At 39.4% G+C, this 14,537-nt stretch carries 12 protein-coding genes; 6 read left to right on the forward strand and 6 right to left on the reverse strand.

Going from position 1 to position 14,537, the window contains the following annotated elements; translation table 11 throughout:
• Positions 1–48 precede the first annotated feature (48 nt).
• Positions 49–369, forward strand: coding sequence for a DUF1840 domain-containing protein (locus PMAL9190_RS06005; RefSeq protein ID WP_087844356.1), 321 nt, complete (start codon positions 49–51; stop codon positions 367–369).
• 11 nt (positions 370–380) lie between these two features.
• On the opposite strand, the gene PMAL9190_RS06010 is transcribed toward PMAL9190_RS06005, so the two are convergent.
• A complete protein-coding gene (locus PMAL9190_RS06010; protein WP_087844357.1) occupies positions 381–998 on the reverse strand; it encodes a DJ-1/PfpI family protein in 618 nt (205 codons plus the stop codon).
• A gap of 184 nt (positions 999–1,182) precedes the next feature.
• Here PMAL9190_RS06010 and PMAL9190_RS06015 point away from each other — a divergent pair, with 184 nt between their 5' ends.
• Together PMAL9190_RS06015 and PMAL9190_RS06020 are read left to right on the forward strand one after the other, a co-directional pair.
• Positions 1,183–1,383 (forward strand): DUF2986 domain-containing protein, encoded by a 201-nt coding sequence (locus PMAL9190_RS06015; RefSeq protein WP_087844358.1) that lies wholly within the window; start codon positions 1,183–1,185, stop codon positions 1,381–1,383.
• 165 nt (positions 1,384–1,548) lie between these two features.
• Positions 1,549–3,000: a DEAD/DEAH box helicase gene (locus PMAL9190_RS06020; RefSeq protein WP_087844359.1), complete on the forward strand. Its 1,452-nt coding sequence runs from the start codon at positions 1,549–1,551 to the stop codon at positions 2,998–3,000.
• A 104-nt stretch (positions 3,001–3,104) separates the two neighbouring features.
• Here the strand turns inward: PMAL9190_RS06020 and PMAL9190_RS06025 are convergent, their stop codons facing one another.
• A complete protein-coding gene (locus PMAL9190_RS06025; protein ID WP_235004300.1) occupies positions 3,105–4,151 on the reverse strand; it encodes an endonuclease/exonuclease/phosphatase family protein in 1,047 nt (348 codons plus the stop codon).
• Between the two features lie 130 nt (positions 4,152–4,281).
• Entirely contained in the window at positions 4,282–4,896 is a 615-nt protein-coding gene (locus PMAL9190_RS06030) for a 3'-5' exonuclease (RefSeq protein ID WP_087844360.1), read from the reverse strand.
• Positions 4,897–5,128: 232 nt separating this feature from the next.
• Here PMAL9190_RS06030 and mrdA point away from each other — a divergent pair, with 232 nt between their 5' ends.
• Complete coding sequence (gene mrdA, locus PMAL9190_RS06035; RefSeq protein ID WP_087844930.1) at positions 5,129–7,108, forward strand: penicillin-binding protein 2; 1,980 nt, start codon at positions 5,129–5,131, stop codon at positions 7,106–7,108.
• Positions 7,109–7,153: 45 nt separating this feature from the next.
• On the opposite strand, the gene PMAL9190_RS06040 is transcribed toward mrdA, so the two are convergent.
• The 3 genes from PMAL9190_RS06040 to PMAL9190_RS06050 all read right to left on the reverse strand — a co-directional run bounded on the left by PMAL9190_RS06040 (position 7,154) and on the right by PMAL9190_RS06050 (position 10,152).
• A complete protein-coding gene (locus tag PMAL9190_RS06040; protein WP_087844361.1) occupies positions 7,154–8,893 on the reverse strand; it encodes an ATP-binding protein in 1,740 nt (579 codons plus the stop codon).
• Between the two features lies 1 nt (position 8,894).
• Positions 8,895–9,434 (reverse strand): heme NO-binding domain-containing protein, encoded by a 540-nt coding sequence (locus PMAL9190_RS06045; protein WP_087844362.1) that lies wholly within the window; start codon positions 9,432–9,434, stop codon positions 8,895–8,897.
• Positions 9,435–9,609: 175 nt separating this feature from the next.
• Positions 9,610–10,152 carry a hypothetical protein gene (locus tag PMAL9190_RS06050; RefSeq protein ID WP_235004301.1) on the reverse strand — a complete coding sequence of 181 codons (543 nt, stop codon included), beginning with the start codon at positions 10,150–10,152 and terminating at the stop codon, positions 9,610–9,612.
• Positions 10,153–10,371: 219 nt separating this feature from the next.
• On the opposite strand from PMAL9190_RS06050, the gene PMAL9190_RS06055 reads away from it, so the two are divergent.
• Together PMAL9190_RS06055 and PMAL9190_RS06060 are read left to right on the forward strand one after the other, a co-directional pair.
• Complete coding sequence (locus PMAL9190_RS06055; RefSeq protein WP_087844364.1) at positions 10,372–10,803, forward strand: Ivy family c-type lysozyme inhibitor; 432 nt, start codon at positions 10,372–10,374, stop codon at positions 10,801–10,803.
• 317 nt (positions 10,804–11,120) lie between these two features.
• Entirely contained in the window at positions 11,121–14,447 is a 3,327-nt protein-coding gene (locus PMAL9190_RS06060) for an Ig-like domain-containing protein (protein WP_159458364.1), read from the forward strand.
• Positions 14,448–14,537 lie beyond the last annotated feature (90 nt).

The following is a 14,537-nucleotide window of genomic DNA, read 5'->3' on the forward strand; positions in this document are numbered from 1 at the left end:
TTGTATGGTTAAATATAGTAACATTTAATATTAAGGTTGGAGGCGATAATGTTAGTAACATTTAGTAGTAAATCTCATGGTAATATCACTATGTTTGGTGATATAGCGCAGTCATTAATTACAATGATGGGGTTTTCAACCGATGTACCAGGGGCAATAAGAGCAGAAGATGTTGCGTGTGCGCTAGTAAATTTAGAGAAAAAACTTGCACATATAGCGCAACAACAATCAGAGAATATAACACAAGAGATTGATAATGAAGACGAAAAAGAAACCGAGACGCAGATTAGTCTTAATGTTCGTGCCGTTCCCCTTATCGATTTACTTAAAGATGCTATTTCAACCCAAAGTTATGTGATGTGGGAGTAAGATTAAAGGATTTATTTTACTAAGTGTAATGGCGCAAATGGATCATCGTCAGGATCATTTAACCATAAATATTCAGTATCGGCAGCAATGCGACGCGCAGTGGCATCGCCGTATTGATGTCCTATGATCGCTAATGACATATCAAGACTCGCTGAGCTGCCAGATGCAGTAAAGATATTATTACTATGCACCCAGCGAGCAGATGTTTGCCATTTTATATTACGTCCAAACTGAGATACCCAATCAAGGTGTTTTTGGGTCGTTGTTGCTGTGCAATTATCAAGTAGACCTGCATTAGCAAGCAATGCTGCCCCTGTTGAGGTTGAACATATAATCTGTTGCTGGGGCGCCACTTTTTTTAACCAACTTAAAATATGGTCATTATGGGTGGCAAATCGAATCCCCACACCACCTGGAATAATGAGGATCCCTGCAGTGATATCGTCATTAAAGCTGAGCATTGGTTGTAGGCTAATGCCTTGTGTACTGCTAACGTTTTTACCGTCTATCGTTATTATTTGTAATTGGTAATGCTCAGGTAATAAACCAAACATGTGTAATGGACCCAACGCATCAAGTAACTCAAATTGTTCAACAAGCAAAATAGTGACAGTTTGTCGTGTGACCATTTTATATACCTTGTAATAAAGATAATGTAATTAGTAATAGTCTAATAAGTCATGTTTGGTTGTGTTGGAGATGATAATTTAGCTTTTATAATTGCATTATGAGGATAATGCTTGTTATTCAGCGGCGAATGATTACAATCAGCCCCCTGTTTAAAAATGGCTCAAAATATCAGCTAACACGATTATGAATAGAAAGAAAAAAATTAACGAAACGTTAAAAAAGAAAATGAAGAAGGCAAATGCAAAGCTAAATAAAAGCAATAAGCCTCGTTATATTTCTAAAGCAGAACGTGCCAAGCTTGATGAAGAAGCTGCACAGGTTACTGAAGCTACAGATGTAACATCTGATACAACCATTGCTAGTGATATCGAATCAGCAAGTTAATCAATAGCAAAAAATGAATTTTATATCTTAAACAGAAATATGATTTTGGTCGTTTTTCTGTTTTTTCGCATTATACCTATCGTGATTGGCAGGGTAATGCTTGCTTATCATTAGATGAGCAATTTACTACGCGATTGTGCGTTTAATTTATACAAGAGAGATGCTATGAGTTTTGCCTCTTTAGGCCTATCTGCCCCAATTCTTGAAGCTGTTGCTAAACAAGGATACGAAAAACCATCCCCAATTCAAGCGCAAGCAATACCTGCGATTATCGAAGGCAAGGATGTCATGGCGGCGGCACAAACGGGTACAGGCAAAACAGCAGGTTTTACATTGCCACTACTAGAAAAATTATCTGGTGGCCAATCTGCTCGTTCAAATCATATTCGTGCACTTATTCTTACTCCTACGCGTGAGCTTGCCGCTCAAGTAGGTGATAATGTTGCAAAGTACAGCAAAAATTTACCAATAAATTCAGCGGTTGTTTTTGGTGGAGTAAAAGCTCATCAACAAATCAATCGTCTACGTCAAGGTGCTGATGTTTTAGTTGCCACACCGGGTCGTTTAATGGATTTACATAGCCAAAATGCGGTTAAATTTCGTGATGTTGAAATTTTAGTATTAGATGAAGCTGACCGTATGTTGGATATGGGCTTTATTCGTGATATTCGTAAAATTTTAGCGTTACTACCTAAAAAACGCCAAAACTTACTGTTTTCAGCGACATTCTCTGATGATATTCGTGCGCTTGCTAAAGGGTTAGTTAATAATCCGGTTGAGATTGATGTTAATCCACGCAACCAAACCGCACCAACGGTTAAGCAGTGGATTTTCCCTGTCGATCAAAAGAAAAAAGCAAACTTACTAACTAAGTTGTTGAATGAGCGTAAATGGAAACAAGTGTTAGTGTTTACTAAAACTAAACATGGGGCTAATCGATTAGCGACTCACTTAGAAAGCCGTGGTATTTCATCTGCTGCGATCCATGGCAATAAGAGCCAAGGCGCACGCACTAAAGCACTGGCTAATTTTAAATCAGGCGATGTGCGTGTACTGGTTGCGACTGATATTGCAGCGCGTGGTTTAGACATTGAACAGTTGCCACAAGTGGTTAACTTTGAATTACCGCATGTTGCTGAAGATTACGTTCACCGTATCGGTCGTACTGGTCGCGCGGGTTGTGTTGGTGAAGCAATTTCATTAGTGTGTGCTGATGAATTTGGTGATTTGAGTGCTATTGAGCGTTTAACTAAGCAAGTGTTAGATCGTGAAATCGTTGAAGGATTTGAGCCATCGATTGCTTTACCTGCATCAAGATTAGACACGCGCCCATTAGCAGCTAAAAAGCCAAAGAAAGCACGAACATTCTCAGCGAATGGTGAAAAACGTCCACGCTCTAATGGCAAGCCAGCAACGCGTCGCAAACCAACGCCACGTAGTGATGATGCGCCACGATCAGAGGGTAAACCTGCACGTCGTAAGCCGCGTCCTACAGATGCTAAGCCTAAAGCAACAGAGGGCAAGCCAGCACGTCGTTACAATGATGAAAAGCCCAAGACTGACGGTCGTCGTGCTCCTCAACGTAACCGCAAGCCAGCAGCGACGACAGCAAGTTAATCTTGTGTCTATCGTTTAATTGGTCGAGTTAATCGAGCTGATAAATAACCAGCGTGTGATGACGAATAATCATCGCGCTGGTTTTTTTTATTGTAAATTTGGCGTTAGCTTCTTAGTGACAACGTCACACAGGGGATAGCGTGATCGGTACTGTAACCATCTTCATCAAAGCTACTATTAATTAAATGCTTATTTTCAGTATGATAATCACTGACTTCAAACAATGAACCTAAGTATTGAGCATTAAATTCTTGTGATAATAAAATATAATCAAGTACCGATGTTTTAGCACCAAAATAGTGAGTCGGTGGGCGAGGTAAGTCAGGTTGTTCAGTATTATGGATAAACAAGTTCCAACTATCATAAAGACGGTAATACCCAATTAAACGTTCAATCTCGCTATCAGACATACCAAAAACATTGCCAGCTATTAGCTGTTCTAAGCATGAGCTTGAGAGTTCATCATTAAAATCTCCCATCAATATCATTGGATGAGTGCTTGCTTGGCGTTGTTTTAAAATTGCTAACAATAACAGGTTAGCTTCTGTACCACGTAGCATTGCAGATCCCCAACTTCCTAATCGTTGACTTACAAACCGCGATAAAGCGGTATCTGCTGGCACAATAGCTTCAGGCAGTGGATCATCAAACAGCGAGCGTTTTGATTTGAAATGTGTGACATAGCAATCAGTTAAACCAATATGTGGAATATCGATAGTGGCGCGTAAAGGTTGACGACTGAAATTAAAGTCAGTTAAACCGAGTAATGCAGCGGCCTGTTGATCTGCATCTACGGGCGCAATGTCTACGATAGGGTACTTGGATGCGATTGCAACAACAGGACTGCGATAGATAAAATCGTCAATAACTGTCGGTGTGTCAACAACAGCGTAATAGGGGTAATCTGCATTTTTTAGTAATGCCTGTAGGCTATCACTACTGAATACTTCTTGAAAACCAATAATATCTGGTTGGTTTTTAGTGACAAAGCGAGTGATCCACGCCTGCTTCTTATGCCATTGCTCAGTGGTGTAAATATTCTGAAAATCATAATAAGCCATCGGTGGCTCAAGATAATTTAATAAGTTAAAACTGGCAATTTTAACGGTAGATACAGGCACTTCATAAGAGGGCTGATTGATGTTTGGCACACTACACTCTCAGTAAATATAGCCAAAGTGCATAACTTCGGCTTTATGATTACGCTACATTATTGATAAGTAGCATACCAGAGTGACAGCTTAATAACAGTGATGGTTGTTGATAACCGCAATAAGTAGGTTATCGAAATAGTTTACTGATATTGGCTTTGGGCGTTTTAGCGAATTTTTGCATTAATGAAAAGGGCACGTCGTTAATACCATATTGCTGTTTGATATCATCAATCATAGTCAGCCATAACCGTGCTGTCATTTCAGAATCGGCTAATGCACGGTGAAATACCCCATCATGATGAATATGCTTATAGTCGACTAACGTCCCTAGTTTATGATTAGGGGCATGTTGATATAAACGTCGAGCGATGAGCATTGAACATGCAAATTGATCGCTATATTTGCGGTCGATTAATTCTAGCTCAGCATTAAGAAAACGTTGGTCAAAAGAAGCATTATGGGCAACTAGATTGGCATCACCAATAAAATCAGCAAATTCTGCCATAACATCTTCACAGCAAGGTGCTGTACGAAGCATGTTATTACTAATACCTGTGTAGTTTTCGATAAAATGACTAATACGAAAGCCAGGATTCATTAATTGTTGGAAATGTGCCACAACATGACCATCTTCAAGTTTTACCGCACCAATTTCTATTGCACGATCACCTTGTGTTGGTGACAAACCTGTGGTTTCAAAGTCGAGCACGATAACGCTATTTGCAGAACGAGAACTTATCATTTTTAAATCTTTAGCAGTAAGAAGAGCAGTATTGTAGCGCTATCAATGACGTTGTAAATCATCGTCGGTCAATTTTATTTGACTTATAATGGTGAAATTAACAACAAATACATGCAAAATTACTGTCTTTTAAATCATATTTACGGTTTTTATTCCCTGAGGGAATCATTACGATGTTATTATTTAACGCCTAATGAACTCACCTCTTGATTATGAGCTTATCAATCGTTCTATGAAAAAACACATCCACCGTCAGATCCGTGATCATAAGCAAGAAAAAGCATTATTTATACGTCGAGCGATTCAAGCCTTCATTGCTATTATTATTTTAACCTGTGTGTTAATTGGTAACCTTTATCATTTACAAGTGCAAGACTACAGTGAATATAAAGCACGCGCTAATAGTAATAGTATTAAACTGATTCCCGTTGCGCCGAATCGTGGCCGTATTTATGATCGTAATGGAGTGATATTGGCGGATAATATTCCTGTTTGTTCATTAGAAATTATTCCCGATCAAGTGAAAAACTTGCCGCAAGTGCTGATTAAGCTACAACAGTTATTAGGGATCTCAGATCAAGAGATTGCGGCGTTTAATAAAGCAAAGCAACAAACCCAAGCTTTTAAACCAGTAGTACTTATTGCACATATGGATAATAAACAAGTTGCTGTATTTTCAGTTAATGAATTTGAATATCCAGGCGTTAATGTTGATGCCCATCTTGAGCGTTATTATCCTTACGGTGCATCATTAACCCATTTATTAGGTTATGTTGGCAAAATTAATGATCGTGATATTGCCGCGTTAAAAAAGAGCGGTAAATACGATAATTATAGAGCTTCTCGTAGCATCGGTAAGTTGGGCATTGAACGTTACTATGAAAATATGCTGCATGGTAAAACAGGCTATGAAACCGTTGAAGTAAATAGCCATGGCCGTGTAGTCAGAACCTTATCTTATGTGCCGCCTGTCGCAGGAAAAGATATAAAATTAACCATCGATATTAATTTACAGTTATATGCGCAAAAATTGCTGACGTTGCAACAAAAAGATCATACGACAGGACTAATGGTAACCAAAGTACGTCGTGGTGCAATTGTGGCTATGAACCCTAAAAATGGGGCGATCTTAGCCATGGTATCTAGCCCAAGTTATAACCCTAACTTGTTCGTGAATGGGATTTCATCTAAAGCGTATGCCGCATTATTAAATGATCCTGCTCATCCCTTGATAAATCGGGATACACTGGGTTTATACCCACCGGGCTCGACAGTAAAACCTGAATTAGCGGCAGCTGGCTTAACCACTGGGGTCATTACTGTTCACACTGTACGTAATAACCACGGTTGGTGGCGTATTCCTAATAGTAAAAGCCGTAAGTTTAGGGACGATAGAGTACAAGGTTTTGCAAATGTTGATATCTATAAAGCGATTGAGGATTCTGTAAATACTTATTTCTATCAAGTTGCTTATGGGTTAGGTATTGATCGATTGTCGGCATGGATGACTAAATTTGGTTACGGCCAACATTCAGGCATTGATATCGACGAGGATTCTACCGGTACTATGCCGACTCGTGCATGGAAAATGGCGCGTTTTCATCGACCATGGATGGAGGGTGATACTATACCGCTCGGTATTGGACAAGGCTATTGGACCGCAACACCAATACAAATAGCCAAAGCAACTTCTGTGATTGCTGAAGATGGTGTTGAACATCGGCCGCATTTATTGAAAGACATTATCGACGGTAAAATTCAACAGCCAGTGACCTTTGCTGATTTTAAACCGTTGACGTCGGTGCCTCAAAAAGATTGGGCGATCATTAAAAAAGGTATGGAACTGGTGGTTGAAAAAGGAACTGCCCGTCAAATGTTCAAAAATATGCCATTTCAAGTTGCAGGTAAAACCGGTACGAGTCAGGTGTATTCATTAAAAGATACTCAGCATTATGATGCTAATGAAGTTGCTGAGCATTTCAAAGATCATGCTTTATTTACTGGGTTTGCTCCCGCTAATAATCCGAGTATCTTAGTCACAGTTGTATTAGAACACGGAGGTTGGGGATGGCACGCAGCGCCATTTGCTCGTGATATTATGGAGTATGTGTTAGTTAAGCCAACATTAAGTCCACAGCCAAATGAGTTAGTACAGCAACCATCGCCATCATTGGCAGGATTAACTGGTGCTGTACCACAGCCTTCAAAGTGATGAAAAATCAGTCGTAATATATGGGCTGTGGTGCAGTATTTGCTATTAGAATTTGTGTTCAGACGAGGTGTTGGACCATAAGTGAAGCATCGCTAATAATTCAGAGGCCATGTAGGGTTTACATAAAATATCGTCCATGCCAGCATTAATACAGGCATCGCGCTCAGCGGTTGTGGTGCCAGCTGTTAAAGCAATAATCGGCTTATTGAAATGCTGTTTACGTAATGCTTTCGTTGCACAATAACCATCCATAATGGGCATACGGCAATCCATTAACACAATATCAAAATCGTGTTGGGCGATAATATTTAAAGCGGCTTGCCCATTATCAACGATAGTGATGTCAATTTGATGTTTTTTTAACATTAGTTCAATGATCATTTGGTTAGTCTTTAAATCTTCTACAACCAAAATGCGTAATTGCTGTAATGCCTTATGCGATGCTGGAGAGGGGTGAGGTTGGGTATTATCAGTGATGCTAATTGCCAAAGGAATGGTAACTGAAAAGGTGGTACCAAGATCAGGTTCACTGATTAAGGTTATATTACCATTCATCTGCTGGCACAACTGCTTACAAATTGCGAGCCCTAATCCTGTTCCTTCATGGCTACGTTTACTTGAAATATCGACCTGACTAAAAGGTTTAAATAATTTGTGTTGCAGTTGTTGTGCTATGCCGCAGCCACTGTCTTTAATAGTAAAAATAAGGCAATCGTTAACCCAAGCAAATTTAGCATGCACAAATCCTTGCTGGGTAAACTTTATCGCATTGGCAATAAGGTTGACGTAAATTTGTTTAAGGCGGTCTTCATCACCACGAATAGATCGTGGAATATCAGTGTTATATTCAATTTTAAAATCTAACCGTTTCTCTAGTGCACGGTGGGAAAATATATCCCTAAGCTTAATAACTAATAGATGGCAATCAAACGGCTTTTCGATTAGCTCTAACATACCCGCGTTTATTTTACTGAAATCAAGTAAGTCATTAATGATCGCGCGTAGTAATTCTCCTGAATGGTTTAATGTATTGAGCAATTTGGTTTGATTTGTATTTAATGGTGTGTCTTGTAATAATTCTGCAGAGCCTAATAAGCCATTGAGTGGCGTACGTAATTCATGATTGATCATCGCTAAAAAATCACGGGTTGATTGCTCGGAATCTTCTGCACGTTGGCGAGCATGAATGGCTTGACTCAGTGTGATTTGACGACCAATTGCGGAGCGGAATAATTCACAAAATAGAGCTAAACGTTGTTGGATTGCTGTGATATTGATTTTCGGACTTGATATTTTGGCTGCAAAATAACCAACAGTTCCGCGACTATTGATAAGGGGAATCCAATACAGGTGGTTTTCGGTATCCCAAAATGAAACGTTATCATTAAGCGCTGCTGGTGGTTGCCAGGTTTGTTGCCGTCCACTGCTATAGTTGCCACTAATAGTAATATTTTCAATCGGCATAATAGAGATATGGCAGGCACTAATATAGCGGCCATCAACCAAGCTATCGATCAATTGTTGAATATTATGTTGGGAAGGGGCTTGTTTTAAAAATAACCTAGCATAAGTTAATAGCAAATTTTCAATTTTGGTTTGGTAGGCGAGTTGTTCTGAGTCTAATTCAGCTTGCAACCGTAGTTTTGTTAATGAGGCTTCTAAAATATTATTGGTCGTGAAAAGCTCACGACTTTTTATTTCTAATAATTTTTCAGCCATTACTCGAGAAGCATGTTCTCGTTCTAGCTTTCGCTCTAATAACATAATCTGGCGCTTGGCATCCATATTAGTCACCAGTGAGTATTAATGAAAATCTTATGTGGTTTTGAGAGTCATTCATAGGTTGCATGGTAATGGTGAGTGACTGATTAAAATAATGTGCACAGCCTTCAAGAAGCCCCATACAAACATGTCCCATACAACGTGCTGAGTGATAATCCATCGTCATGGTCGATTGTGTTTGATTACTAAAGATAAATTTAGGTGGTGTTGCATCTGGATAGAGTTTTTTAACTTCTAGATGTATATGCTGTTCGACTTTTCTAATAAAACTAAATGTATCATCTGTTTCAATATCTGGAATAGGGAGTGCTTCTAGGAGTGAAGGAAAGACGAGTCGGCCATAAGTTTGTTGAAGCTGAGATGCAGGAATACCAGTAATGTTACTTAAACTTATAATTAATTTAATGAGTTGGCGATGATCGTAACTACCGACAGCAGTATAAATACCACTATCGTTAGCATCATCAAACATTTGCTGGCTAATGTCTAAACCAAAATTTTGTTCAACAATCGAAATAAACTCAGTAAAAATAATCCCTTTCATATCAGTCCTTATTCGATTAATTTGTTATGCAATTAACCATTGTAAATGAAACTGTATTAGTAATTATGGCAGAGTTTATTAATGCGTCAAAAAGGAGCGCTAACAAGGTTGTGTTTTTGAGAGATAGGTAATAGAAATATCAAGGTACAGTGTGATTGTACCTTGATAATACATACTATTTTTGCAATATAACTGTTGCTGAGGCTGCTTGAGCAAGGGTTAATAGATAGTGTTCCATATCCTGCATTAGCTGAGTTTGATTAGGTAACGGCAGTGCATGTACATCACTGACTAAAGTGACTTTTTCACCTTCATCGAGAATGGTATACATCATACCTGTTGCTGCAGGTTTACCTTTATAGAAACCGACATAAAGTTGTGCATTTGCATCCGCTTCAAACATTATTTGCGTGAGATACTCTACTAGTGCGTGTTGTTGTTCTTCTTGTTGCCAGTAGCTTGAATATACTAATGCATAGCGAATAGTCAGAGGATGACAATCGACAGGGTAGAAAGTTAACGATGATTCACTAGGAGAGATGATTGAGTCAACAACTTGCGTTGATAATTCAGAGTGCGCGCGTTGATACAGATGTAAACCTTTTTCACTTAATGGGGTTGGAAATTCAGCATCAGTAATATGGCTAGCCATCCACGCGTTTTTTAAAGTAATCAGTTTTTCTGTAATTAGTGGCATATCATCACTTCTTTTATTCAATTGCCAACACCATAACCTAAATTTACATAAGAAGGTATGCTATTTGATTGTTTTTGATTGAATGATTCGATATTTATATTGCAGGTTGGGAATTTATTCCAAATTCAAATGAAAGCTGTACTTAAGTGAACAAAATAATGGTTATTAGGTATATGATGGCTATATCATGTTGATTAGTTAAATTTTAATGATAAACCTAACTTTGGAAAAAGAGTCAAAATGAAAAAAATGTGGCTAATAGTTGGTATCAGCTTGATGTTGGCTGGATGTAATAGCTCTCATTCGACACCATCTAAGACAAATAATAATACTGCTATGAATCCTGTCCAATCGATAGCGAGTGTTGAGAAACAGCTTCCAGACTGGATTAAGGATAATACTGTTACCTCACCGTTAGAGGCGATTGTTATGGGTGGGCATACTTATGATGCCGTTTCTTATTGTAAGCCTCATGATTGTGCTAGTGACTTTATGATCACCTTAACTGCAGATAATAATAAAAAATATTCGATGATTGTACATGTAAAAGATGTACCTGATGCACTGAATACTCCGAGTATTTATGCCACTTATCAATATATTGGCGATCCTGATCAACAAGTGAAAAGTGTGTTTACCCAAGCCTTAAGTCAAAATCCTAATTGGCAATAAAGTCGCATTTTTCATCAGTAACTAATTGTTAAATAAAGAGTGTTTAGTTGTTGTAAACACTCTTTATTTATACCTAATGTTCTTTATAATTTCCTCTACTTATGTTTGAGTAATCTCTCATTTCATATGCTCCCGATACTTTTTTACTTACATATTCTTAGAGCAATCCACCATATTTCGCGCTGAGAATAAAAGCAATATTGTGACGTGTTTTCACATATGTTAACAATATGATAACTCGAATGAGTTGTGTGGAGTTCAGGTATCAATAACCAATGTTTGGTTATTGAGTGCGTGGGAATGGAAGGGATCTTATTGTGAAAAATATAAACAAAATAACATTAGCGCTATTTAGCGTGATGTTTAGCGGTAATATATATGCTGCTAACGGAGAAATTGTTGCTTTTGTACCAGGAGAAACAAAAGTCAATAATGGCGATGTAGTTTCTTATAATGGTGAATGTTTCGTTGCAAAAAATAACCCAGGCGTATGGGAGGCGCCCAAAGTAAACTCATGGTTCTGGGAGGCTGCTGAGTGTTCAGAACAACCAACACCTAATCCCGATCCTGAACCCGTTCCCGATCCACTGCCTGATTCATCCAGCATTATTCCTTTTGTACCAGGAAAGACAAAAGTTAATAATGGCGATATTGTTTCTTATGAAGGTCAGTGCTTTATTGCGCAAAATAGCCCTGGGCTATGGGAAGTCCCAAGTACAAGCTCATGGTTTTGGGAATTAACAGACTGTGCTGGTGAGCCAGAGCCTGGAGTGACAGAGGTTGCGATTGTTTCACCAACAGCAAACCAAATTCTTACAGTTGATAAACCTTTTGTTATTCAAACTCGTATTGAAGGACAACTGGCATCAAGCGTTGAGTTTTGGGCAAATAATATCAAGCTAGCTCAAAAAACCGTTGACTCAAGCAATACTCTATATTCACAAACATGGACACCGACAGAGACAGGTAATGCTGCAATTAAGGTGGTTGTGCTTGATAAAAATAATCAATCAATCAAGCAACAATCTGTTGCGGTAACAGTAGAGCTTGCTGGTGGAACAGATTTTACTGCTCCAGTGGTTAACTTTATGGCTCCTGCCAATGGTGCAACGGTTAACGAAACCGACACTGTGTCTATTTCTGTTAGTGCATCAGATGCCGATAATGATTTAACTTCTGTCGTTGTTAAGGCGAATAACCAACAAATTTGTAATTTTGATGCCGCTGCTGTCGATGCATTTAGCTGTGATTGGCAACCAACCCAAACCGGTGCTATAACCCTTAATGCTGTTGCAACAGATGCGCAAAATCTGTCTTCTTCAACGTCATTAAATATCACCATTAAAGAAGATATCGTTGAGCCACCTGTGACACCACCAGTTGGCGGATTGTGTGAAGACTTTAATGTTTACCCTGATTGGACACGAGGCGATCACGCTGGTGGTGGCGATATTATGGTTCATAATAATATTGCATATTCTGCGGTCTACTGGACACAAACGTTACCGGGTAGCGATAGTTCGTGGGTACTGCACCTTAACTGTGATGGTTCAGAGCCAGGAACAGCCCCAGTACTTTCATTACCGAATCCAATGGATCCTGTTCGCCTAGAAGTCGCTGGTTGGCCAAACACATTTGTAGTAGCAAGCCCATCTACTGCTGCTCCTGAAACAATTACCATTGCGACAGCGAACAGTGCAGATCTTGCCGATGTTAATAAGCTTACAGCGGCATTTGTTGCTGTTATTGAGCAAGCTAATCAAGCCAATACAGCATCTGTGATCATCAGTAGTGATGTACTTGATCAAGCCACCCGTGATAAAGGCTTAGCGTTAGGTACGATTGAAGTGAAACAAGCATTAACCAATGCCATTGATATCACAGGCAGTAAGATTGATATTACCGCAGTTAATGCGCTAAGCAATGATGCTAAAGGCTGGGCGCAAGCACATAACTTGATCGTATCAACCGTTGCTCCACAAGCGCCATTTGGTTGGTCATTATCGATAGGTGAGTTTGCATTTGATACCCATTCTGGTCGTCAGTCAGTATGGAATGCTGCATCTACTTACAGCGCAGATCTATTAAAGACATTTGCATTGTATCAAGCCGATAGCACCACTAAAGCAGACTTTATTAGCTTTACTAAATCGAGTGCTACTGCGGCATTATCTGCAGATCAATGGCATAACGCGCTAGAGTATGTAAAGCAAGTTACAGATTATGTGAATACACCTGCAATGCTGGCTAATATTCCAACATCTCAAGCTGCAAATTACTTTATGGGTAACACAACCGCAGAGCAAAAGATCCGTAAAGCGGCACACAGTAATGTGTTTGCGATTTTGTTTGACGACAATAATGCTAACTTAACCGCTAAGATTGAAGCTTATCAAGCTGCCAAAGTACCGCTGTATTATGTTGGTGAAGAGCTAGAAAAAGGTGCGCTGACTCGTATTGAAGCATTGAACCAACAGTTATCTAACGCTGCTGATGTGATGGATAATGAAGCTTTCTTATATGAGACACCGCAATCACAGTGGGTACCATCTACTGTGTATAAGTGGAATGACTTCCTTGATGGCTTAAATGCAATGCACAACATTGGTGTTGCTGGTAATAAGTTCTGGCTATTGACCGATGAAGCAGATGATGCAACCAATATTATCTATGCTAAAGTCGCGATTGCAGCTTTCTTAGCCCAAAGTATGCAAGAGACAATTCGTTATAACGCCTGTGATGAAAATAACTGGTCTGAAGTGAAATACGGTGCGCCAACGGATTATCCGATGACGGCAAGCTGTGGTCAGTTGGGGCAGAAATACGCAGATTACGGTGTTAACCCTGTATCAGGCTTAGATTACGCTTACTCTTGTCCTCGTGATAATAAGATGGAAGTTAGTGCTCTAACGCATGCGAAGTGGTACGGTGCGCCAGCGCCAGTATTTGCAGCACCAGATGCGGTATTAGAAGAGCGTGGCCTACTAGTTAACGGACATGTTGGTCGTTGGACAAATAATGGTCACTGTAATGAAGTGCCAGAAAAAGTCGATACCTCTAAGCAAGTGTGGGAACGTGGTGAATGTAAGGTTTACGTTGGTCAAAAAGCAGGTACATTCTTATGGGATGGCAGCAGTAAAGACAGCGTTGAAGGTTGTGGTTGGTGGGGACGTGGTGTGATCCAAACCACTGGTCGTCAGAACTTCGGTACCCTTAATCATTACTTAGGTCGTTCACACGTTGATCCATCGACAATTGGTAAAACTATTGATGGGGTAACTGTTGAAGCACCACCGGCTAACCCTCTGTATGCCGATCTTGATTTCTGTTCAAACCCAGGCTTGATCTGTAGCTCGGAAGAGAACAAAGAAATTAAGTGGATTGCAGGCTTATTCTACTGGGTAACATCAGTACAAGCCTACTCAAATGAGGGCGGTCCATACGAAGGTTGGAACTATTACAACGAACTGAAAAAGTATGTTGATGGTGGTTTAACTGGCACAGCGTTCATTGATGATGTATCAGGTATTGTAAACCGTGGTTGTCCTGATTCAACTTGTTCAACGGGTGATGTACATAACGTTAAAGAGCGTCAAGAGAACTTTAAGTTAGTCCTGCAGAAGTTAGGTCTTAATCCACAATAAAGATTAACTAATAGCTCTGGTTTACACTCAATTATTGGTAAACATAAGCTGCAAATAATCAAGAACCCTACCGTTAAAGTAGGGTTCTTT

Source organism: Photobacterium malacitanum (assembly GCF_900185615.1).
Classification (GTDB): domain Bacteria; phylum Pseudomonadota; class Gammaproteobacteria; order Enterobacterales; family Vibrionaceae; genus Photobacterium; species Photobacterium malacitanum.